The organism is Bradyrhizobium algeriense (assembly GCF_003062295.1).
Taxonomy (GTDB): domain Bacteria; phylum Pseudomonadota; class Alphaproteobacteria; order Rhizobiales; family Xanthobacteraceae; genus Bradyrhizobium; species Bradyrhizobium algeriense.
The window spans coordinates 1-19415 of sequence record NZ_PYCN01000056.1 but is presented as its reverse complement, the minus strand read 5'-3'; the positions used below and the strand labels follow the sequence as shown (position 1 = coordinate 19415).

General features: G+C 60.0%; 21 protein-coding genes and 1 pseudogene. 11 read left to right on the top strand and 11 right to left on the bottom strand.

Features of this window, described 5'->3' with window-relative positions:
* Positions 1–436 (bottom strand): helix-turn-helix domain-containing protein (locus tag C7G61_RS39980; protein WP_145963784.1); only part of this gene is annotated, 436 nt, incomplete at its 3' end.
* Positions 437–1015: 579 nt separating this feature from the next.
* Between C7G61_RS39980 and C7G61_RS39975 the strand changes: the two genes are divergently transcribed.
* Together C7G61_RS39975 and C7G61_RS39970 are read left to right on the top strand one after the other, a co-directional pair.
* Complete coding sequence (locus C7G61_RS39975; protein WP_108523074.1) at positions 1016–2308, top strand: hypothetical protein; 1293 nt, start codon at positions 1016–1018, stop codon at positions 2306–2308.
* 145 nt (positions 2309–2453) lie between these two features.
* On the top strand, positions 2454–2720 hold the full coding sequence (locus C7G61_RS39970; protein WP_108523073.1) for a hypothetical protein: 267 nt from the start codon (positions 2454–2456) through the stop codon (positions 2718–2720).
* Here the strand turns inward: C7G61_RS39970 and C7G61_RS39965 are convergent.
* Positions 2717–3193 (bottom strand): hypothetical protein, encoded by a 477-nt coding sequence (locus C7G61_RS39965; protein WP_108523072.1) that lies wholly within the window; start codon positions 3191–3193, stop codon positions 2717–2719. The genes C7G61_RS39970 and C7G61_RS39965 overlap by 4 nt on opposite strands.
* A gap of 183 nt (positions 3194–3376) precedes the next feature.
* Here C7G61_RS39965 and C7G61_RS39960 point away from each other — a divergent pair, with 183 nt between their 5' ends.
* Complete coding sequence (locus C7G61_RS39960) at positions 3377–5374, top strand: ATP-binding protein (protein ID WP_108523071.1); 1998 nt, start codon at positions 3377–3379, stop codon at positions 5372–5374.
* Positions 5375–5660: 286 nt separating this feature from the next.
* Here the strand turns inward: C7G61_RS39960 and C7G61_RS39955 are convergent, their stop codons facing one another.
* The 5 genes from C7G61_RS39955 to C7G61_RS39935 form a co-directional block, all read right to left on the bottom strand.
* A complete protein-coding gene (locus C7G61_RS39955) occupies positions 5661–6380 on the bottom strand; it encodes an ABC transporter ATP-binding protein (RefSeq protein ID WP_108523070.1) in 720 nt (239 codons plus the stop codon).
* A complete protein-coding gene (locus C7G61_RS39950; RefSeq protein WP_145963783.1) occupies positions 6377–7615 on the bottom strand; it encodes an ABC transporter permease in 1239 nt (412 codons plus the stop codon). Before C7G61_RS39950 ends, C7G61_RS39955 begins: the two co-directional genes overlap by 4 nt.
* A 5-nt stretch (positions 7616–7620) precedes the next feature.
* Positions 7621–8826 (bottom strand): efflux RND transporter periplasmic adaptor subunit, encoded by a 1206-nt coding sequence (locus C7G61_RS39945; protein WP_190242218.1) that lies wholly within the window; start codon positions 8824–8826, stop codon positions 7621–7623.
* Positions 8827–8842: 16 nt separating this feature from the next.
* Positions 8843–9487, bottom strand: coding sequence for a tetratricopeptide repeat protein (locus C7G61_RS39940; protein ID WP_190242217.1), 645 nt, complete (start codon positions 9485–9487; stop codon positions 8843–8845).
* Positions 9488–10273: 786 nt separating this feature from the next.
* Positions 10274–10564, bottom strand: a complete 291-nt coding sequence (locus C7G61_RS39935) for a hypothetical protein (protein ID WP_190242216.1) — start codon at positions 10562–10564, stop codon at positions 10274–10276.
* A 223-nt stretch (positions 10565–10787) separates the two neighbouring features.
* On the opposite strand from C7G61_RS39935, the gene C7G61_RS39930 reads away from it, so the two are divergent.
* Both C7G61_RS39930 and C7G61_RS39925 read left to right on the top strand, forming a co-directional pair.
* The gene (locus C7G61_RS39930) at positions 10788–11792 is read left to right on the top strand and encodes a glycoside hydrolase family 3 N-terminal domain-containing protein (protein WP_108523066.1); all 1005 of its coding nucleotides are present in this window, start codon (positions 10788–10790) and stop codon (positions 11790–11792) included.
* Positions 11793–11893: 101 nt separating this feature from the next.
* Positions 11894–12100, top strand: coding sequence for a hypothetical protein (locus C7G61_RS39925; protein ID WP_108523065.1), 207 nt, complete (start codon positions 11894–11896; stop codon positions 12098–12100).
* A gap of 39 nt (positions 12101–12139) precedes the next feature.
* Here the strand turns inward: C7G61_RS39925 and C7G61_RS39920 are convergent, their stop codons facing one another.
* On the bottom strand, positions 12140–12565 hold the full coding sequence (locus C7G61_RS39920) for a hypothetical protein (RefSeq protein WP_108523076.1): 426 nt from the start codon (positions 12563–12565) through the stop codon (positions 12140–12142).
* Positions 12566–13278: 713 nt separating this feature from the next.
* Here C7G61_RS39920 and C7G61_RS39915 point away from each other — a divergent pair.
* Positions 13279–13899, top strand: a complete 621-nt coding sequence (locus C7G61_RS39915; protein WP_108523075.1) for a helix-turn-helix domain-containing protein — start codon at positions 13279–13281, stop codon at positions 13897–13899.
* Between the two features lie 80 nt (positions 13900–13979).
* Here the strand turns inward: C7G61_RS39915 and C7G61_RS47305 are convergent, their stop codons facing one another.
* From C7G61_RS47305 to C7G61_RS39900, 3 genes are all read right to left on the bottom strand, one after another.
* A complete protein-coding gene (locus C7G61_RS47305) occupies positions 13980–14225 on the bottom strand; it encodes a hypothetical protein (protein ID WP_108523064.1) in 246 nt (81 codons plus the stop codon).
* 245 nt (positions 14226–14470) lie between these two features.
* Positions 14471–14854: a response regulator gene (locus C7G61_RS39905; RefSeq protein ID WP_108523063.1), complete on the bottom strand. Its 384-nt coding sequence runs from the start codon at positions 14852–14854 to the stop codon at positions 14471–14473.
* A gap of 287 nt (positions 14855–15141) precedes the next feature.
* A complete protein-coding gene (locus C7G61_RS39900; RefSeq protein WP_190242214.1) occupies positions 15142–15912 on the bottom strand; it encodes a Crp/Fnr family transcriptional regulator in 771 nt (256 codons plus the stop codon).
* 851 nt (positions 15913–16763) lie between these two features.
* Here C7G61_RS39900 and C7G61_RS47140 point away from each other — a divergent pair.
* The 5 genes and pseudogenes from C7G61_RS47140 to C7G61_RS39880 all read left to right on the top strand — a co-directional run.
* On the top strand, positions 16764–16889 hold the full coding sequence (locus tag C7G61_RS47140; RefSeq protein WP_274542312.1) for a hypothetical protein: 126 nt from the start codon (positions 16764–16766) through the stop codon (positions 16887–16889).
* 70 nt (positions 16890–16959) lie between these two features.
* On the top strand, positions 16960–17376 hold the full coding sequence (locus C7G61_RS39895) for a response regulator (RefSeq protein WP_108523061.1): 417 nt from the start codon (positions 16960–16962) through the stop codon (positions 17374–17376).
* A 207-nt stretch (positions 17377–17583) separates the two neighbouring features.
* Positions 17584–17883: pseudogene (locus C7G61_RS39890) on the top strand (flagellin); the annotation flags it as partial.
* Positions 17884–17995: 112 nt separating this feature from the next.
* Positions 17996–18172, top strand: a complete 177-nt coding sequence (locus C7G61_RS39885) for a flagellar biosynthesis repressor FlbT (protein WP_108523060.1) — start codon at positions 17996–17998, stop codon at positions 18170–18172.
* Positions 18173–18511: 339 nt separating this feature from the next.
* Positions 18512–19415, top strand: a 904-nt coding sequence (locus tag C7G61_RS39880; RefSeq protein ID WP_190242213.1) for an Hpt domain-containing protein, incomplete at its 3' end; no start/stop codon positions are given.

Here is a 19415-nt window from a genome sequence, read left to right as displayed (position 1 = left end):
ACAGATCATTGGGGCCGGCGCCCGCGGATAGCGGCGTGCCGCGCGCGCGGTGGCGCGGCCCGCCGCTGCGCCTGACCAGGCCATGGCGATCGAGGACCGCATGGATGGTGCTTTTGGCCGGAACCCGGATATCGCCGTCGAGCCGCCTGACCAGCAGTTCCCGGACCTTGCGCGCGCCCCAGTGCGGCTTCTCGGCCTTGAGGCGGACGATCAGGCCCTCGATCTGCTCCGGCAGCTGGTTGGCATAGCGCACCGGCCGTCTTGAGCGATCGCTCAGCGCCTCAAGCCCGTGCTCCTTGTAGCGATCGAAAATCTTGTAGCCGGTCTTGCGGGAGACGCCGAATTCCCGGCACACATCCGTCATGGCCTCCCCGTCCAACAGGCGGGCAACAAAGCGAAGCCGTTCTTCCATCACCGAGCTCGCTTTCCACGGCATCCACACCTCCCGCTTGCAAAAAAAGCGAAAAGTGTAACCCATGTGTCCGGTACGAAATGTCACCTATGTCTCGGGCCGCTCATTGAAATCATTACATAATTTTTCGGATTGAGTTTGTAGCCCTACCCTGAGCCCTACCCGACAAAATGGCAGCAAACCCGACCGCCTAAGAAGCCCGCTGATGCGCGTCCTGTCGGGCTGGTGATCCGGCGCGTCTGGGGCTGGTTAGCGCATCGGCGCGCCACGACGCGATGCGGCGACGTCAAGTCGTCGGCAAGGTCGAACGGCGAAAGCGGACGCCGCTTGACACGCGTCGGGGCTTGACCGGACCGCGCGCCGAGACTGATGAATCATCGACGACGCGCGGCCGTGCAACGTTAGCGCTCGCATGCCAACCGCTTTGCCAACGCGGTCAAGTCGGCTGCGTCGATGGCAAGCGCGGACGCGCAATTGGCGAGCCATTGCGCAGCGGACGCAGGGTCGTCATGGTTAGCATTTGCGTGCCTGCGGCGACTGGATGAACCCCGGATCGAACAGCCCGACGCGTAATACCATCATCCCAGCGGGTTGGTTAGAAACATGCCCTACACCACCGACCAAGAACTGAAGTCCCACCTCGACAGCAATCAGTTAGCGCGGGAACGCATGTGCCTTGCCATTCTCGCTCTGGACAAGCGTTTCTCTGACGTACGACCGCGACACCCTCACGGCGGCCCGGATGGCGGTAGCGACATTGATGCTATCTTCAAAGGCGAGCAGAAGGCGGCAGGCGCGGTTGGCTTCGTTATCGGGGCAAATGATTCCCAAGAGCAAAAGCGTGCGATCAAAAAGAAATTCCGTGAAGACGCCAACGCCGCGATCAAAAATCAGCCGCCTCCATCCGTGTTTGTATTTTTTACCAACGTCAAGCTTACCGTCGCTGAACAAAAAGCCTTGAAGGCAAAAGCTGCTGAAATTGGTTTCGCGGAAACCGACATATTTGATCGCGAGCGCATGCGCGTGTCGTTGGACACAGTTGATGGGTTTGCGGCTCGCTTCCAATACCTTGATATAGCTCTGTCAGACGCTGAACAGGCGAGCTTTTTTGCTCGGTGGGGTGACGACATTCAATCACTTATCGCGACGGGTTTTCAGCGCGTAGAGCGGATGCTTGACCGTCTTCTGTTTCTTCAAGAGGCAAGCGATGTTCTCAGTGGCCTTACGTTGATATTTGAATTAGATCGCACATACCAAGCCGATGAGATCGGTCATTTTCGTGCGTTCTGCGATCTCTTCCTAGTGGAAGAGAAGCACGGCATTGGGTCGTTGTTCTTTGGGTCCGCAGATCACGGTGATGATGACCGAGGCAAGCGAGGCTTTAAGCACGGTATCAGAAACGGGCAATGGGAAGCGCCACGGCTTTCCTCGCGCAAGAAGAGAGCGAAGAATGGCCGTAATTCCCGCAACGACCAGAGTGAAAAATGGGAGGGGCATTTTTCGGGTGGCTCTATCGGGGCGGAAACAGCAAAGTCTATCTACGTGACCTACCATCACGATAGCGGTTTCTTGCGCTTTGAACCTCGCCTGTCTTTGCGTGACCTAGATGGTGCTACCTATCTTCCGTATCTAAGCGCTTCTCTCGCCACAAAAGTCAAAACCATCCACGTTGTTGCCAATGGCTATAAGCTTGCAGAGATCAATTCCGAAGAGATGGAAATTGATGCAGGCGAGTTCGCAATCGAGATTCCGGCAACCTTTACCGCAGCTGAGCTTAATGATCCTTGGGTGCGCATTCGCGGCGCTAGAACCTCTGCATTCACTCTTGATTTTTCCAGTTGGACGCCACGGCGGCACTTCGTTTCCCGCGATGTTCCTGACCTACCGAAATTCTGACAGTCGATTCGTCCCAAACGTATCCACACCCGCCGTCAGTTGCGGCGTGCCGCTGTTCCGCGCACAAGGGATGGTATGATTTGCGAGTCAGATTTGCCGGGCGTTTCGTGGCGGTATGCTGCGGCGTCGAAAACCGAATTCCCGATTGCGCTATTGGGTTGACGGCACGCCCTCCGCCATGAAGGCAGATGGATTCAAGACCATTCTTGGCTACTGCGTCGGGCCGCCTGACGGTGACCCCCGCGAACGCTGTTGGCATTCGTCGGCCGTGAAGCTGGACGACCTGCCGGAATGGCAATGGCCTGACATACTGGCGCACCTGAAGTGTACGAAGTGCGGGAGCGTCGGCTGGGTCGATCCCCGTCCAAACTGGGGCGAGGTCGTCAACTACAGCAAGGGTATTAGCGGTTAGCGCAGCCCTTTGTACTTCCGGTGCTTATAACAGCGCAGCACTTTCTCGTACTCGCGTGCAACGAAGTTATGGTTTTTCAAAAGCCACTCCGGCGTGAGCAGTTCGCAAAATTCAACGGGAATCCTTCCGTCGCCGTTCTTGTTTCCGAATTTCCATAGGCGGGCCGGAAATTTCTCGAAGTCGGTGAATAGTCGCCCGTGCGCGAATGCGTTTCGTAAATCAACTATCCTATCGTCCAACATGCAATGCTCTCGCTCGAACTCAGTGTTCAACGAGTTGTTGTATTCTTTCACCAGGGGACCGAAATAGACGAACTTTGTAAGCCACGTTTCATCGACCTCGGTTTCGCCTGGCTGTGGAAAGGAAAGGGCGCGTCCATCCCGGCATTCGAGAAATGCCCGTATGGCCGTCTCTATTGCCTGAAGGTTCATGACGAAATAGCCAGTATACCGCGTATGTATCTTCACGCGCATCGGTGCCTCCCAAGATGCGTTTGACACTATTGCACGTTCAGCGTGCTATCGGATAGGCTACTTTCATGCAGCTGTGAGGGCGACGGGTCTCGTCGTTATCCGAGACTTAGGTGACGCGGGAATGTTAGTGATGAACCTCGACTTCTTCGAGGATGGCAAAGAAGTTGAACAGGGGAAATCACTATGACCGCGATGCTCGGTGACGTAGTTAATCGCGTCAAGCGTCTGCCAAAGCCATCCAAGGTGGCCGAAGCGTTGCAGCCATTGTTTGAGGCTATCAGTAACGCGACCCACGCTGTTGAAGACCGCTTTCTTGAAGGCGCAATCGCAAAAGGTCGAATAGACGTAACGATTAAGAATCTCAAAAATCCAAGTAAGTTCGAAGCCATCGTTTCAGACAATGGTGTGGGGTTAAGTCCCGACCGGTTCAAAGCGTTTCGTACTACCGACACGCCGTTCAAAATTGAGCGAGGAGGAAAAGGAGTCGGGCGTTTGCTATGGCTCGACGCCTTCGAGTCCGTGAAAATCGATAGCTTCTACGCGCAGGGTGCTAAGAAATTCCGGCGATCATTTCGTTTTCAGCTGGATGAGAACGATCAGATCGTTGATGAAGTCGAAGGTGAAGTATCTTCCGATACCGACACCGGTACCACGATAACTCTCAGCGGAATCCGCGGAGTTGCTTACCAAAAGCATTTCCCAAGTCAGGCCGCATCCGTAGTTCGTCATTTCGGTTCGCACTTCTTCGCCGATTTCATTTTAGGCGATTCGCCGGCCATTTCGCTGTTTGTAGATGGCCAGTCTGCCCGTTTCCCCGAGGACGTTCGAGACCTTCTGGTCGAAGATCGAGGCACCTCCGTACTAGATGAACATGAGGCTTTCGGTACCCTGAAACTGGCAAACTTTATCTGCAAGAAAGCGGCCAGCGCGGATTTTGACGGAACGCATCAGCTTCACTACGTCGCCAACGGTAGAACCGTAATTTCCCGAAAGATCGACGGATTATTGGGCATCGGTCGTTTCGGAGAAGACGACGATTGCATTTATCATGGCTGCGTGAGCGGTGCTTTCCTCGACGACCGAGTGAATCAGGAACGCACCAATTTTAATTTTGATGAAAAGACTGTCGAAGAAATTGCAAAGTTGTGTGCCAGCCATGCAAGGGCCGACGCACTGAAGAACGAAATCGCTGAGTTTGACGGCGGTCGACTCAAAACGATGGAAGGCTTTCTTCGTGAGTACCCCTCGTTCCATTTTGACGAGGCCGATGACCTTCTGAAGCGCACTCCGAAAAACGCGATAAAGGCGGAGCAGTTCGCGCAAGCGTTGATACCGCTTCGAATCCGTCGTGATGAAGAACGGCGGAATAGAGTGCAAGCAATCGTAGCGACTCTGGATTCGGAAAAGTCCGTGCCGGAAGATTTCGCCGAAGCCGTTCATGAAGCCGCGGACGAAGTGCAGAAAGAGGAGCAGCGGCAACTGACCGAGTATGTTCTTCGTCGCAAAATGGTCTTGGACGTTATGGAGGTGCTAATACGTCGGGTTCGCGAAATCGACGGGAAAGATGATGACTTCCACCTGGAAAGGACGCTGCACCAATTCATCTGCCCCATGCGTGTTCGGGGTGACGACCCGGCGAGAGTTGAGGATTCGGACCACGATTTGTGGGTGATCGATGAGCGCCTCGCTTTCGCCCGCTATTTCGCGTCCGATGTACCATTCTCCAAGCTAATCGAAGACTTTAAGAGCACTGACAAGCCGGATCTTCTGCTGTTCAATCGCCTTCACGGCTTAGGATTTAAAGAGGAACCTCTGAGACATGTGCTCTTGGTCGAATTCAAAAAGCCAAACCGCAAGGACTACGATGAGCGCTATTCGCCATTCAACCAAGTCATGCGGTATCTCAATGAGCTTTCGTCTGGACGCATCGAAAGTTTCAATCGAGACAATATCCGGATTGCTTCCGACTGCATTTTCCACTGCTACGTGGTGGCTGACATAGTTGGCAATCTGGACGTTCAAACCAGTGGGTGGCGATCGACATCGAATGGTCGGGGGCGCTGGATAGAGCTAAGTGGAAAATACCGAGGGTCTATCGAGATCATCGAATGGAAGGATTTGATCCAAGATGCTCGGGCGCGCAATTGGGGCTTTATCCATGCCGCGGGTCTGTCGGCTTAATCTTTAGCGACCGGCGCGTCTGTCGGTTGGGTTTATCCAGTGGAGCGGCGTGAAGTGTTCGAACGCGCCGCCGCCTTCGTATGTGTCGAACAACGGCGAGTCGGCGTGGTGCTTCGTCGATATCCACTACTGGAATCTCTTCGCCTTCGTCGTATTGGGCGCGCGTCGCCTTGAAATGCGCGACGCGACAGGGCGACCAACGCAAGCGGCCCGAGTGCTGCGAACTGGTCCCGATCCTACTTTGCATGGGGTTGTTTTCGATATTTTGTATCAGGACCGGTAATCGCTAACTCGCCGTCTCACAAACCAGCTCCCCTCCGCCCCGCTCCGTGATCTCGGCGATCTTGCCGTCGACGATGTGGATGCGGCGGTCGGCGCGGGCGGCGAGCGCGGGATCGTGGGTCACCACGACCACGGTCTGGCCCTGGTCTGCGATGTCGCGGAGGATCGAAAACACCTGTTCGGTCGATGCGGTATCGAGTGCACCGGTCGGCTCGTCGGCGACAATAATCTCGGGGCGGTTGGCCAGCGCGCGGGCGATGGCGACGCGCTGGCGCTGGCCGCCGGATAGCTGGTTGGGGCGCTTGTTGGCGTGCTCGGCAAGTCCAAGCGAATCCAGCAAAGCAAGGCCGCGCTCGCGCATCTCGCCTTCAGCCATAATGCCCGCGGCACGCATCGGCAGCAGCACATTGTCGAGCGAGGTGAACTCCGGCAGCAGGAAATGGAACTGGAACACAAAACCGCATTTGGTCAGGCGGACGTCGGCGCGGTCCGACTCCGACAGTTTCGAGGTCGGCTGACCGCAGATGATGACCTCGCCTTCGCTGGGCGCATCGAGCAGGCCCAGGAGATAGAGCAGCGACGATTTGCCCGATCCCGACGGCCCGGTAATGGCGACGAACTCGCCCTTGTTCACCGCAAGATCAATGCCGTTGACGAGGGTGTGCGAAACCGCGCCCTCGATGCGGCGAACCAGCTCCACCGCCTGCAAAGCGACCTCGGTCATGATGCCCCCCGGATGATTTCAACTGGATGCACGCTGGTTGCCTTGCGCGCCGGGAAATAGGCCGCCCCTGCGCAGCAGAGCAGGGATATGCCGCCGGCGATCAAATAATGCGTCAGCGAGTAATAGATCTGCAGCGGAACGGTAGAGCCCGTCAGCGGATTGAAGATCGTGATCTTCGACCAGCCGTAGCAGAGCAGATAACCGAGGATCCACCCGAACAGGATGCCGACCACGCCGATGATGGCGGCTTCGATGATGAAAATCCGCCGCACCGCATACTCGCGCATGCCCAGCGATTTCATGATCGCGATATCCTGACGTTTTTCGTGGGTGATCGTCGAGATGATGTTGTAGGTGGCAAAGGACGATGTCAGCAACATCGCGCCCATCACGGTGAGCACGATGAAATCGCGCACGGTAAAGGATGACAGCAAGTCGGCATTGGCTTCCTGCCACGACACCGACTTGTAGCCGGTCTGCGCTTCGACCTGGGCTGCGACCTTTTGCGCCGCCATCGGATCGTTCAACCGCAGTCGCAGCTGGTTGACGACGCCACTTTGCCCCATCATGACCTGCGCCGGCCCCATCAGCGAATAGATCTGGCTCTCGTCGACACGCTTCAGGCCGGAGCGATATAGCCCGGCCACCGTCGAATTCAGTTGGACGCCCTGTCCGCCGATCAGGAGGACGGTGTTGCCGGTTTTCACGCCGAGTTTTTCGGCCAGGGCCTCACCCATGATGATGCCGTTCGGCGCGCGGGAAAGGTCGTCGAGCTTTCCCTCACGCATTTGCGTGGCGAGTTTCGAGACCTGAACCTCGCGGCGGGTGTCGATGCCGGTCAAGGTGATGCCGATGCGCGCTCCGCCGTGATTGATGATCGCGGTGGTCTTCGCCGAGGGCGCCACGTCTCCAGGTATCCAGGAGCGCAGTGAGCTCATCGCCGATTCCGGATATTTGATTCCGGGACGTTTGCCGACATTGGCGATATCAGGCATCTGGACCGCCGCATATTCCTGCTCTGCGGGTTGCGTCGGCACGGAGCGCCGCTCATCCTCGACCGTGATATGCGGCATGGTGTCGACGAGCTGCCGCAGGAAGTCGATCTGCGAACCCTGCATCAGGCCCGCCATCATGATGGTGAAGCCGACGCCCATGGACACGCCAGCCATGCCAACGAGGGTCTGCCGCACCCGGGTGCTGACATGAGTCCATGCGATGTTGAATATAAGTTTCACGGCGGCTACCGGCTGTTGCTGATGAAGCTGCGACGTGCGTCACTGACCACGGAATCGATGTGGGCGGTCATTGCTGCCGAAATCACCGCATCATCGGGATCCGAAGGCGCTGTGGTAGCCGAGGCTACCACGGCCGCTTCGGGCGTTGCGCCAGGCTGATCGGCCGGTTCGCCCACGGCTGCCGGCTCCGCGGATCTGGTCAGGCTGTTGTCGATGCGAATCCTGGCGCCGTCAGCGAGATCCCTGCGTGCGGGCGAAAGCACGGTGGTGCCCTTGGATACGTCGCCGATGATCTCGGTGTTGCGGCTGCCGCGGATGCCGACTGTTATGGGCACACGCTTGATCCGGCCGTCATCGACCATCTGAACCGCATCGCCTGCGATGGCCTCTGCCGGCACGACGATGGCCGCCGGCTTCTCGCGGAAAATGATGTTGGTCTCGACTGACATGCCGATCCGCAGCGGCGTATCCTGTGGCAGCCGCAAATAGACGCGGAAGGTTTTTCGGGTCGGGTCGCCCTTGGGTGTGATCTGGGAGACCGTGGCGCGCAGCGCCCTTCCGGGAAAAGCCTCGCTTCGCAGAAAAGCCTTCTGGCCGGCCGCGATGCGGTTGATCTCTTCCTCGTTGATTTCGGCGACGACCTGCATCGGCGCAGGCGGTCCCACCCAGAACAGGACATCGGTGGGACCGGCGATCTCGCCGACCTCGCTGTCACGCCGCAGGACCATGCCGTCGAGCGGAGCTCTCAAAATCAGCGAGTCGAGCCGCACCTTCTGCGCGGCGATCCGCGACTTTGCTTCCTCGAGCTTGGTCCAGCGCTGTTCGTACTCGGTGCGCGCGGCGTCGTTCTTGTCGCGATCCTTCTCGGCGCGCGTCAGATCACGTTCGAGCTGGCCTCGATTGATTTCCATCTGCTCCAGCGCGCTGCGCTCCTCGGCGTCGTCCTGGCGGCCGAGGATCTGGCCGGACTTGACCACCTGTCCCTCGCATCGGCAAAGGTCGACCAGCCGGCGGCGCTGCAGCGGCACCACTTTGGCCCAGCGCTCGGGCTCGACCGTGCCGGTTCCGTAAACGGCTTCGGAAACCGCCGCGAGGCTCGCATAGCTGGTGGTCACCAGCGGTGGATGAAGCAAATGGGAGTAGCCGTAGTAGCCGGCCCCTGCGGTGGCGATGGCCAGAATTCCGGTTGCGACGAGATGCTGCAATTTCATGGTGCGTCCCCTTAAATCAGAAGCCAAATCGCTTGCGCAGGCCCGGAGGAACCTGGTCGAGCAGTTCACGCGCATCATCTCGCTTTGCATTCTTCACTGGAGCTGCCGACGTAGCCTTGGGAGATGCCGGCAATACCGTGACGTTGGATGAAGCCGGTTGCGAGACCGCGGGCGCCGCCGAGGCTGCGGGCGCCGGCTGCACGACCGCGGGCGCAGGAGGGGGCGCCGCGGGCGAGGCCTGGTCCTGCTCAATAGCTCTTTCGATATTCGCAGCCTTGGTCGCGCCAGCAGTCCGAACGGCGCGCCAGGCTCTCGCGGCCACCACTGCACGGCCGATCTCATCGCTCGTCATCTTCTTCATGAGCAGCGACATCAGTTGCCGCGCACCGTTGCGGTCCTCGTCGAGCTTGCTCGCCGAAGCGACGATGTAGGCCCAGCTATAGGCCTTCACATTGTCCTTCGTTGTGCCACGCCCGCTCGCGTAGAGACCGGCAACGATCAAACTGGCGTGGGCGTGCCCCTGATCGGCAGCGCGCGAGAACCAGCGAAATGCCTCCGCGTCGCTACGCGTACGGCCGACGCCCGCGGAATGAAGCGCCCCAAGATAGAACTGGGCATCGTCATCGCCCCCTTGCGCCGCCTGTTCGTAGTGATTGGCCATTTTCTGATCGGACGCGGTGTCGGCAACGGCAGTGTGGGGGGCGATCAGCACAGCGAGGCAGCAAGCAATGACGATAACTGCTCGCGTCGTGGCCGCCGAAATCGCGCAACGAAATCCTGGCCGCAATGATCGGCTTGAGACCGGGTCGATCGATCGGAAATTTGGGATGCGCCGCATTGTTGTACGCTCTCAGCTGTGTGCTTGGTGCCAGAAAGGCGACTGACGCGGGCGAAGTCTCCCCACCGCACCTCTCGCTAATTGAAGCCTAGTCCACTTGCGCGCCGACAAATGTGCGAGGCATCACATATCCAGCTTGCCGCAGCCGGAACCCGGCTTTCTTTGCCAGTTCCGTTCGACGCGCATCGAACTCGAAGCCAAGACACCGCGAGCCGAGACACGCGAGCCAAGACACGCGAAACCAATGCGTTGAAGGACGTGTGCGTTCATGGGGGCGGTGCTTGCGGAGCAAGCCTTGAGGCGCAAGCTGCCATCGAACCTGCGGCTTCGAGGGCCGGCCGATCCTGGTGAGGTTTCGTCAGGATCGGGCAGCTGGCGCTAAACGGGCACAGCGCAGAACCGGCAGATCATCCCAGCCGCCACGCAGGCATTTGGCGCAGCAGGGGAGCCCAGATGGTGACAGGCAAATGCTTGCTGGCGGGGCGGCAGGCCGATGAGTGCAACGAGATTGGTTGCTGGGCCCAGGCAGACGATCACGGCGATCATCATGGAATCGAGAAACTCGCCCGAGCCGCTCGGCCCGGGCGAGCTTCTTTTCTTGGTCTCGAATCAATAATAGCGGTAGCAGACGTTGACCGGGCCGGAGGGGCTCCATTTCCAGCAGCTGTTATAAACATGGAAATGATGGCGATGGTGGTGATGACCATGCCCAAAATGACCATGCCCAAAGTGACCATGGCCATGCCCGTGGTGCCCGTGATGGCCGTGGCCGTGGCCACCGTGGCCATGCCCACCGTGACCATGACCCCCCGCGAAAGCCTGACCCGGGATGGCCAAGGAAGCGGTGGTCAACGCCAGAGCAGCGATCGCGGCGGTAATGATCTTGTTGATCTTCGTCATGCACGTCTCCTTAGGTTGGGCAGAGCGGGGATCGCTCTGCGATGATCCACCCCTAGAGGCGCCGGCTGCGATGCGATGTGATCAGGATCACCCAACTGGCAGGGTCAGCAATTGGCAGGGTCACCAATTGGTATGGCCCGGGGAGTGAGCTATCTTTCTCATGCGTGGCGCGATGATTTGCTGAACCTGACCGGACTGAAAGCGCCACGCCTGGGGCTATCGCATGCCCATCGGCGAACTCTTCATCCTCGGCTTCTTCGGCAAGACCGTCCCGGTTTGGCTGAAGGAGTTCGCCGCCCGCTACGGCCTCGGCGGCGCGATCCTGTTCGACTATTCCTGCCGGACGCAACAATACGACAACAACATCGAATCGCCCGAACAGGTGCAGCGCCTCTGCGCGGAGATTGCAGCGTTGCCGTCAGGCCCGATGGTGTTCATCGACCAGGAGGGCGGCCTGGTACGGCGGCTGAAGGAAAGCCGCGGCTTTGCGCCGTTGCCGGGCGCAAGGGAATTCAATCGTCTTGCGCCGGATGAGAAGCGCGCGATCCTCACCGCGAGCTTTGCCGAGATGCGGCGGCTCGGCATCCACTATGATTTCGCGCCGGTGGTCGATGTCGATTACAATCCCGAAAATCCCAATATCGGCAGGATCAAGCGTTCCTTTTCCGCCGATATCGCTGAGGTGGAAGCCAATGCGCTGCTGGCAAGCGAAGTGGCGCGGGCGCAGCGCATCGGACTTTGCCTGAAGCATTTCCCCGGCATCGGCGGCGCGGCGGTGGATTCGCATCAGGAATTCATGGATATTTCCGATGCATTTGTCCCCGAACAGGAAGAGCTGTTCTATTCGCTTGCGCCAAGGATGTTCGGCGATGCGGTGCTGGTCAGCCATGCCATCGTCAGGCAATGGGACCGGGATCGCCCGATGACGCTGTCCGCGGCGGGGCTTGGCCGTTTGCGCAAGCGCCTTCCGGATACGCTACTGATCACCGACGACATGCAGATGCAGGGATTGCAGAAGGCCCTGGGCTCCAGGGAGGCCAGCCTGCAATCGCTGAAGGCCGGCATGGACATGCTCTGCATCGGCAACAACCTGTTCGATCAGGAGCATGAAATGGCCGCCATCGCCGAATACGTCGAACAGAGCCTGCGCGACAAGACCTTGTCCGGTTCGGCAATCGAGCAATCGATCGCGCGGGTGGCTAAGCGAAAGGCGCTCTTGATGGCCTGACGGGTGGAACCCGAGATTATCTCGGGTCAGATCCGCCGAACGATCTGTTGCCTTGCGAGGCCGTTGAGTCTACAAGCCTTTTTTCAACGGAAAGACCGGCGATGGCCCATAACTTCGCGATCAATGACGACGTTCACCACCAGCAGCAGGGCCCGCAGGGCCGCGCCGTGGCGAAGGAACGCAGCATCTACACCATCGTGACCTGCCTGCCGATCGAGGCCGACGGCCGCCCGCGCTATCGTATCAAGAGCAAGACCGAGAACATCGAGCGCGTCGTGACCGAGGAACAGATCTCCAGGCTCGGCTGACCCTCGGGGTCATTACGATCGGAACTGTTCCGCGCCGCCCTACTGCGCTTTCTCGTGCGCCGCGATGCCGATCGCCTTGTAATCATAGGTCGGATAGAACTCGGTGCGGTAGCTGCCCCAGGCGGTGTTCTCGAGGATACGGTTGACTTCGCGCAACCGGGACGCCGGCAGCCGCAGCGTCACCACCTGGCCTATTCCCATCATCACATACCAGCTCGCGACCTCGACGCCTTCAGGCGGAAAAGCCTTGTAATATCCCTGGCGCTGGAGCTGCGCGTTGAGCTCGCTCAGCGGCCGCGACTGGTCGTGCTTCAAGAACACGGTCAGCATCACGGCATTGTCGGCCGTCGGCGCCGCGTTCTCCGCCGGTGGCGATGCGGTTTGTGGCGGCGCGGTTTGTGCCGTCGCGCCCGAACTGAACGCCAGGACGCTAGCCAAGCCGCCGGCCAGCACGGCCATTCTCATCCATGATCCCTTTGCTTGCGACATCGCGGTCTCCTTTTTTGGATTCGTTGCGGGATGATTTGGGCCTTGATCATTGCGAGGTGACTGCGGCCTGTAAATCGGAATCGGCGGAACAGGGCGGCGTTGTCTCCCCGCGTTTTCGCGGCCGGTTGTGAAGCAAATCATACGCAACTGACGGCGCTTGCGCTATTCCGCGGCGAAGCGCGGCCGCCTCAGCCTGTCTGTCCCAGTCTGCAAGGATCAAACTGATGAAAGCGCGGCGGATGGCCTATTGGTGGTTCAGGTTTGTCGTCTCGGGACGGTTCCTCGAAAAGTTCCTCAAGCTGCCTCGCCCCTGATCCCGTCGCCGCGACAACCGTCGGATCCTGCTCTCATCCCCTCAGCCCGACGATCCCCACTCCGGGCGATGCCAAGGCGCGCGGAAATGTTGCGTCGGAGCGGGGCGCGGACTCGCGCGTCTAACGGGCTCGGAAAGCGGAAAGAAGAACCAGGTTGAAGTCTATTAACAAAGTAAATGCGGTTACCGTAGAAATGCGGGGGTAACGGGCTACGGTATTTACCTTTCGACCATCCATTTTGATGCAAAATAGCCGATTTCGAGTGAATTTCGGCCAGTTTCGGCCTGCCAATAGGACTCGCTGATCGATTTCTCCGTATTCATACTGGTCCTGAAATTAACCATGAAAGAGCGCGGAGCCGATAAAAATAGTTATATGTCAGGACAAGACCATCGCGCCGCTGATTCGCACTTCTCGAAGTGGATGGAAAGCATCACACCTCTCGAAGAGAATCCTGAGATCGTCCAACTGTCCGCCGCGCGCTCGCATGCCGCGGAAGAGGCGAGCGCTACGATTGCCCGGCAGTTGAACGGACCCCTGACGGCGCTGCTGCTCTACATGAATGAGATCAAGCAGCATAGCCACCAGTTTTCGCAAGCGTCCGGCAACCGGCTCTATCTGCAACAAGTGGTGGAGAATGCGCTTCAGCAGACCGAGCGCGTCTGCGCGCTGGTGAAGCAGATGTCGGACAATTATCCGGCGCCGGCCTGCGATGCCGGCGGCAAGCAGACAAGCGAGGTCCGGGCCCGCCACCCCGCGGATGGAGCCCGCAGGGCGGGCCTGATGTTCGCCGCGGAGACCGGCCAGAAGCCGCTGACCAAGCGCGAGCGCGAGGTGCTGAGCCTGATCAGTGAAGGCTGCTCCAACAAGCAAGGTGCCTTGCGGATGAGTATCAGCCCAAGGACATTCGAGAGCCATCGCGCCGAGGCCATGCGCAAGCTTGGCGCCCGCAACACCGCAGATCTGGTCCGCAAGGCGTTGCTGCAGCCTGCCTGATTTTTTCTGAAAATGATGCCTGCGACGCTGCGCGGCGCACAAGCTATCGATGTGCCGGAAGCGGGCAGGCTTGCTGCCGTTCAGCAGAAGTCTTCCATGCGGGAGCGAGCGCGCGGCGCGGGCCGCAATGCGAGGGTGGGCCTGGGCTCTTCCGGGATGATCGTGATGGTCCACGCCGCCGGAACGCTCGACTTGTTTTCCACGATCGATCGAACGTGGCCTGTGACCGCCGATCCGGCCGAGCGCACGGTTGCGGTCCTGCCATTGAACTGGGCGATACGGAAACGCCGCACTTCCTTCTGATCGCTCGTTTCAAACGTGAACATGAGGGCACTCCGTTGGTCCCTGCACTATCCTCAGTCAACGTTATCCGGAGGTGAAAATCTCAAACCGTAGAAGTACGGCTAGCCCGTGTCCGCGACGCGGAGCGAACCGGCTCTCGAAAAGATAATCTTGTGAAGTGCGCCGCTTCCACGTCGTTGCGTCGGCGTCGGCGTCGGCGTCGGCGTCGGCGACGGACGTGCGGCGTGGCCCTGGAGGCAGCGATACGCTCCCGGCGGATGTCAGTCGCTCAACCGGGAAACACCGCTTCCATCTTGGTCTTCAGCGTCGCGGCATTGAACGGCTTGACGATGTAATTGTTGACGCCGGCCTTCTTCGCGGCAATGACGTTTTCGGTCTTGGATTCAGCCGTAATCATGATGAAGGGCGTCTTGGAGAATTCCGGGCTGGCGCGGACTTCCCTAAGCAGGTCGTAGCCGGTCATCGGCTCCATGTTCCAGTCGGAGATCACGAGGCCGTACCGCTTGGTCTGCATCTTGGCGAGCGCGGCCGATCCGTCGCTGGCCTCGTCGACATTCTCGAATCCCAGCTGCTTCAGAAGGTTGCGGATGATGCGGATCATGGTGCTGTAGTCATCGACCACCAGGATCGGCATCGACAAGTCAAAAGCCATGTTCCTTAACTCCGCGCAAACAGCAAGCCGCCGAACACAGGTGAATGCGCGTTGCACGCGAAAAGAGGATCGCTTGTCTTTTCCGAACCCGCACCCGTCAGCACCGTGACAAGTATCAGGGCTCATTGAACAGCGCGTTAACTCGGCGCCGGCGCGAAACGCCGCAGAGGCGGCGATCGGCCGTAATAATACGGTAAGGTATCAGGGGATTGCGCAATCCTCGCGCGCAACGACGGCAAGATGCGTATCACAGATCGGGCTGCGCCGCCGTCGATCGCGGGAAGCGGTCATGCGGCCGCGCAGTGGATGCGCGGATGCAGCAGCCTCGTGTACTGCGACTTGACCGTCGCGTAGCACTCGCAGGAAGTCTTGATCAGGCCGTCCACGTTGGTGATTTCGATATGTCCGCGGCTGTAGTGGATGAAGTTTGCCTGCTGCAGCGTGTTGGCCACCAGCGAAACGCTGTTGCGGCGCGCGCCGATCATCTGGGCCATCGCTTCCTGGGTCAGGACGAGCTTGTCGCTGCCGGAAAGGTCGCGCGTATGCAACAGGCATCGCGCCAGCCGGGACTCCACCGTGTGCGAGGCGTTGCAGCCGGCGGTCTGCTGGATTTGCGCATAGACGGCGAGGCCATGCCGCGTCAGCGCGGTACGCAACGTGGCGCTCTGGTCTGCCGCAATACGAAGCTGGTCGAGATCGATCGTCGAGGCGGCGCCGGGCACCAGCACCTCGGCGGTATTCAGTGCGACGGGGTCGCCGAGCGCGGAGAATGCACCGAAGATGCTGTCGCGGCCGATCATCGCGATCTGGACATGCTCGCCGCGTGCGAGCTTGACGACCAGCGAGATGACGCCCTTGTGCGGGAGGTATGCACGCTTGAGCGTTTCGTCGACTTCGACCAGCACCATGTCCTGGCTGAGATCGGCGGCGCGCAGATGCGGACGAAGCAGTTCGAAATCGTCCGCGGTCAGCGAGGACAAAAATCCATTCTGAGAACGAGGGGCTGAATCCAAAGCAGTCTCCTGCCTTACGGGCCAAGCCGGTCTCTGACGTCTCATGCGTACAATCGGAAATACAGGATGATCCTTGCACATTTTATTGGCAAGAAAAATTGGTTTTATGGGCAAGAAAAATTGGCAAATAGCCGCACGCCGTCGGCGCCGCGGTCGGGCCGTATTATAAAGCCGCATTATAAGAGGTGAGCGCCCGGTGGTGCCCCCGCGGGCTGTAGCCGGCCAGGCGCGCCGGCTGAAACGCATGCGCCGCGATCGAGACCGGGTGCGCGCGCGCCGATCATCCGTGCGAGGAATTCCTGGATCGGCGGCAGTGCCTTGCTGTTGCACAAATCCCGCGCGGGCAGCGACAGGCGCGACAAGCGCGGCTCGACCGGGTGAGACGCATTTGCACGCATATCGCCGGGCATTTCATCAACCGGGGCTGCTCATGCCGTGCCAGGTGCTTTCGATCCGCTCGGCTGCGGCCCTATCCGCGTCGGTCAGCGTCGGTCCGTTGTTGAGTACCGCCGAGGCGGTTTCGAGATGCGGGCAGGGCGGCGCGAACGCCAGAGAACCCGCAACAATCGAGAGGGCACAATGCCGCTTTCATCGAAGGCGGCAGATCGAACGTGTCGCGTCGGCCCGACGGCACGGGTTCTGGAACCGCCCTTACACACTGTAGGGGGCAGACAGACCGGCGATTTGCGGCGGAAATACCATAGTGCACTGATTCGCAAGGCAAAACTGCCTCGCGATCATGTGGAAGGTCGTCCCTTTTGGCAGGGATGGCCGAAAAGGCGCATTGAGCGTCCGACGCGGCGAGGGAGGTGGCTCATGCGGCGCATCTTGGTGGTCGATGACGACCTGCACACCCGCCTTGCCAGATAGGCATGCGGCTCAAGCAGTGCGGGTCCATGGTCGCGATCACGGATGGCGGCGAGAGCGGCCTCGCCGCGCTGAACGATGGCACGTTCGATCTGATGATCGTCGACGAGGCAGCGGAAGCCACCGGCACCTCCCATCAAACCAGAAAATCCTGACAGCCCCACTACCATTGCGATTGAGGAATGATTGGATTGAAATCACGTTATCTGCTTCCGGGGGGCTGACATGGCACGCGTTCTCATCGTCGATGACGATCCGATGGTTTGCGCGGCCATCGAGATCTATCTCGAGCATCACGGCTTTGAGGTGACGATCGCCGATGGCGGCGATGCCGGGCTTCGTGCGCTGGAAGACTCCAGCTTCGACCTGATGCTCGTCGATATCTTCATGCCGCACATGCGCGGCTTCGAATCGATCAGGATATTCCACGAGCGCGCGCCGGCGATCCCCCTGATTGCGATGTCGGGATACGCCTTTGCCAACCTCGACTCGCCGGCGCCGGACTTTTTGCGCATGGCGCTCGAACTTGGCGCCGCGCGCTGCCTGCGCAAGCCGTTCACGCCCGGGGCGCTGCTGGCGGTCGTTAACGAATGTCTTGCCGAAGCGCGGTCCCGTTTCAGCGGCGCCGTCCAGTCGAACTAGCGGCTCGTCGCCGATCTTTCGCTGCCGGCCGGCGAGCGATCGTTCGACGGCTCGATGCGCGGCTATCGGAGGCCTTTCGCAATCTCCCGCCTTACGCGGCATCCGCCGGCGTCGTCGCCGCGACGGGAAGGAGAGCCTGCATCGTAGAACTCTGTTTACCATAAATGACATGCTTCGGTTCGCCAGAATCTCCTCTCGCTGCAGTCGACTGACTTCTTCGACAACTCCGCTACCAACGAGGTTATTGCCAACCTGAGCAGCGCCTCGACCCTGCTGCGCTCCCAGGCTTCTGCCCTCGGTTCGAACCTGTCGATCGTGCAGATCCGTCAGGACTTCTCGAAGAACCTGATCAACGTGCTGCAGACCGGCTCGTCGAACCTGACGCTGGCCGACACCAACGAGGAAGCGGCGAACAGCCAGGCGCTGCCGACCCGCCAGTCGATCGCGGTGTCCGCGCTGGCGCTTGCCAACCAGAGCCAGCAGAGCGTGTTGCAGCTCCTGCGCTAAGCGGGGCGGCAATCTCAACGATAATGGCGGCGGGGGAAACCCCGCCGCCATCTTCGTTTCAAAATCCCTGAAGACGCTATGGCGGTATATCCGCCGCCTATCTGCACGAACGATGGTTCGCAAACGTCGTGAGCCGCTGCGTTCACCCGCGTCGTCGAACGGGGATTGTGCCGACGCCCGCATCACGATCGATACCGCCAACGCCCATGTTGCCGCCGGCGCGCTCTACAAGGCGCTCAAGGAAATCAGGAAGCTGGTGAAGCGCGAAGACGAACTACTCGCAGCCTGACTGGCGCGACCTTCGCCCCACGCAAGTCCCCAAATCGTTATATCCGGCTGCTGTAGCCCGGGCGAGCGAAGCGACCCCGGGGAACGGTGGTAACAACTTCCCACACTCTATTTGTCCGGCACGGCCCCCGGGGTCGCTTCGCTCGCCCGGGCTACAAGGCTACGGCTTCATCGTCGTCGACTGCGCAAATGTCGTCGACCGCGCCAGCGCGAACGGCCCATGACGATATTTTGTTCACCATATCCGTATTAGCACGGACGGTGAAATTAACGTAGCCGTGAAACCCGGAGGGTTAGTCTGCAGCAGGCCGATATTTGATTTCTTGGAAGGCATGCTCATATGGACGACCTGTTGCGGGAGTTCCTGACGGAGACCAGCGAGAGCCTGGATACGGTCGATAATCAGTTGGTGCGGTTCGAGCAGGACCCGAGCGACGCGAAGATCCTCGATAACATCTTCCGCCTGGTCCACACCATCAAGGGCACCTGCGGCTTCCTGGGCCTGCCGCGGCTGGAAGCGCTGGCCCATGCCGGCGAGACGCTGATGGGCAAATTCCGCGACGGCATGCCGGTCAAGGCCGAAGCCGTGACGCTGATCCTGTCCTCGATCGACCGCATCAAGGAAATCCTCGCAGGCCTCGAGGCCACCGAGACCGAACCCGAAGGCACCGACGAAGACCTGATCGAGAAGCTGCACGCGATGGCCGAAGGCGCCAAGCATGCGGCGGCCGAAGCGCCCGCTCAACCCGCACCTGTCCCCGTGGTCGCCGCACCGCCGGTGCAGCCCGCAATGACTGCGGGCACGCTGGTGGACCAGGTGCTGGAGCGCCCCTTGCGTCCCGGCGAGGTCTCGCTCGACGACCTCGAACGCGCCTTCCGCGAGACCGAGATCGAAGCTGCGCCCGTGCCCAAACCCGCGCCGGCCCCCGTCGCCAAGCCGGCCGCACCTGCGCCCGCCGCCGCCAAGCCGGAAGCCAAGGAAGTTGCCAAGGAAACCGCCAAGGAAGCCACGAAGGCAAGACCGGCCAAGCGCGCCGCTGCCGCCGACACCGACGTCCAGGAAGCCGACAAGATCGCCAACCAGTCGATCCGCGTCAACGTCGACACGCTCGAACACCTGATGACCATGGTCTCCGAGCTGGTGTTGACCCGCAACCAGCTTTTGGAAATCTCCCGCCGCAACGAGGACACCGAGTTCAAGGTGCCGCTGCAGCGTTTGTCGAACGTCACCGCCGAGCTGCAGG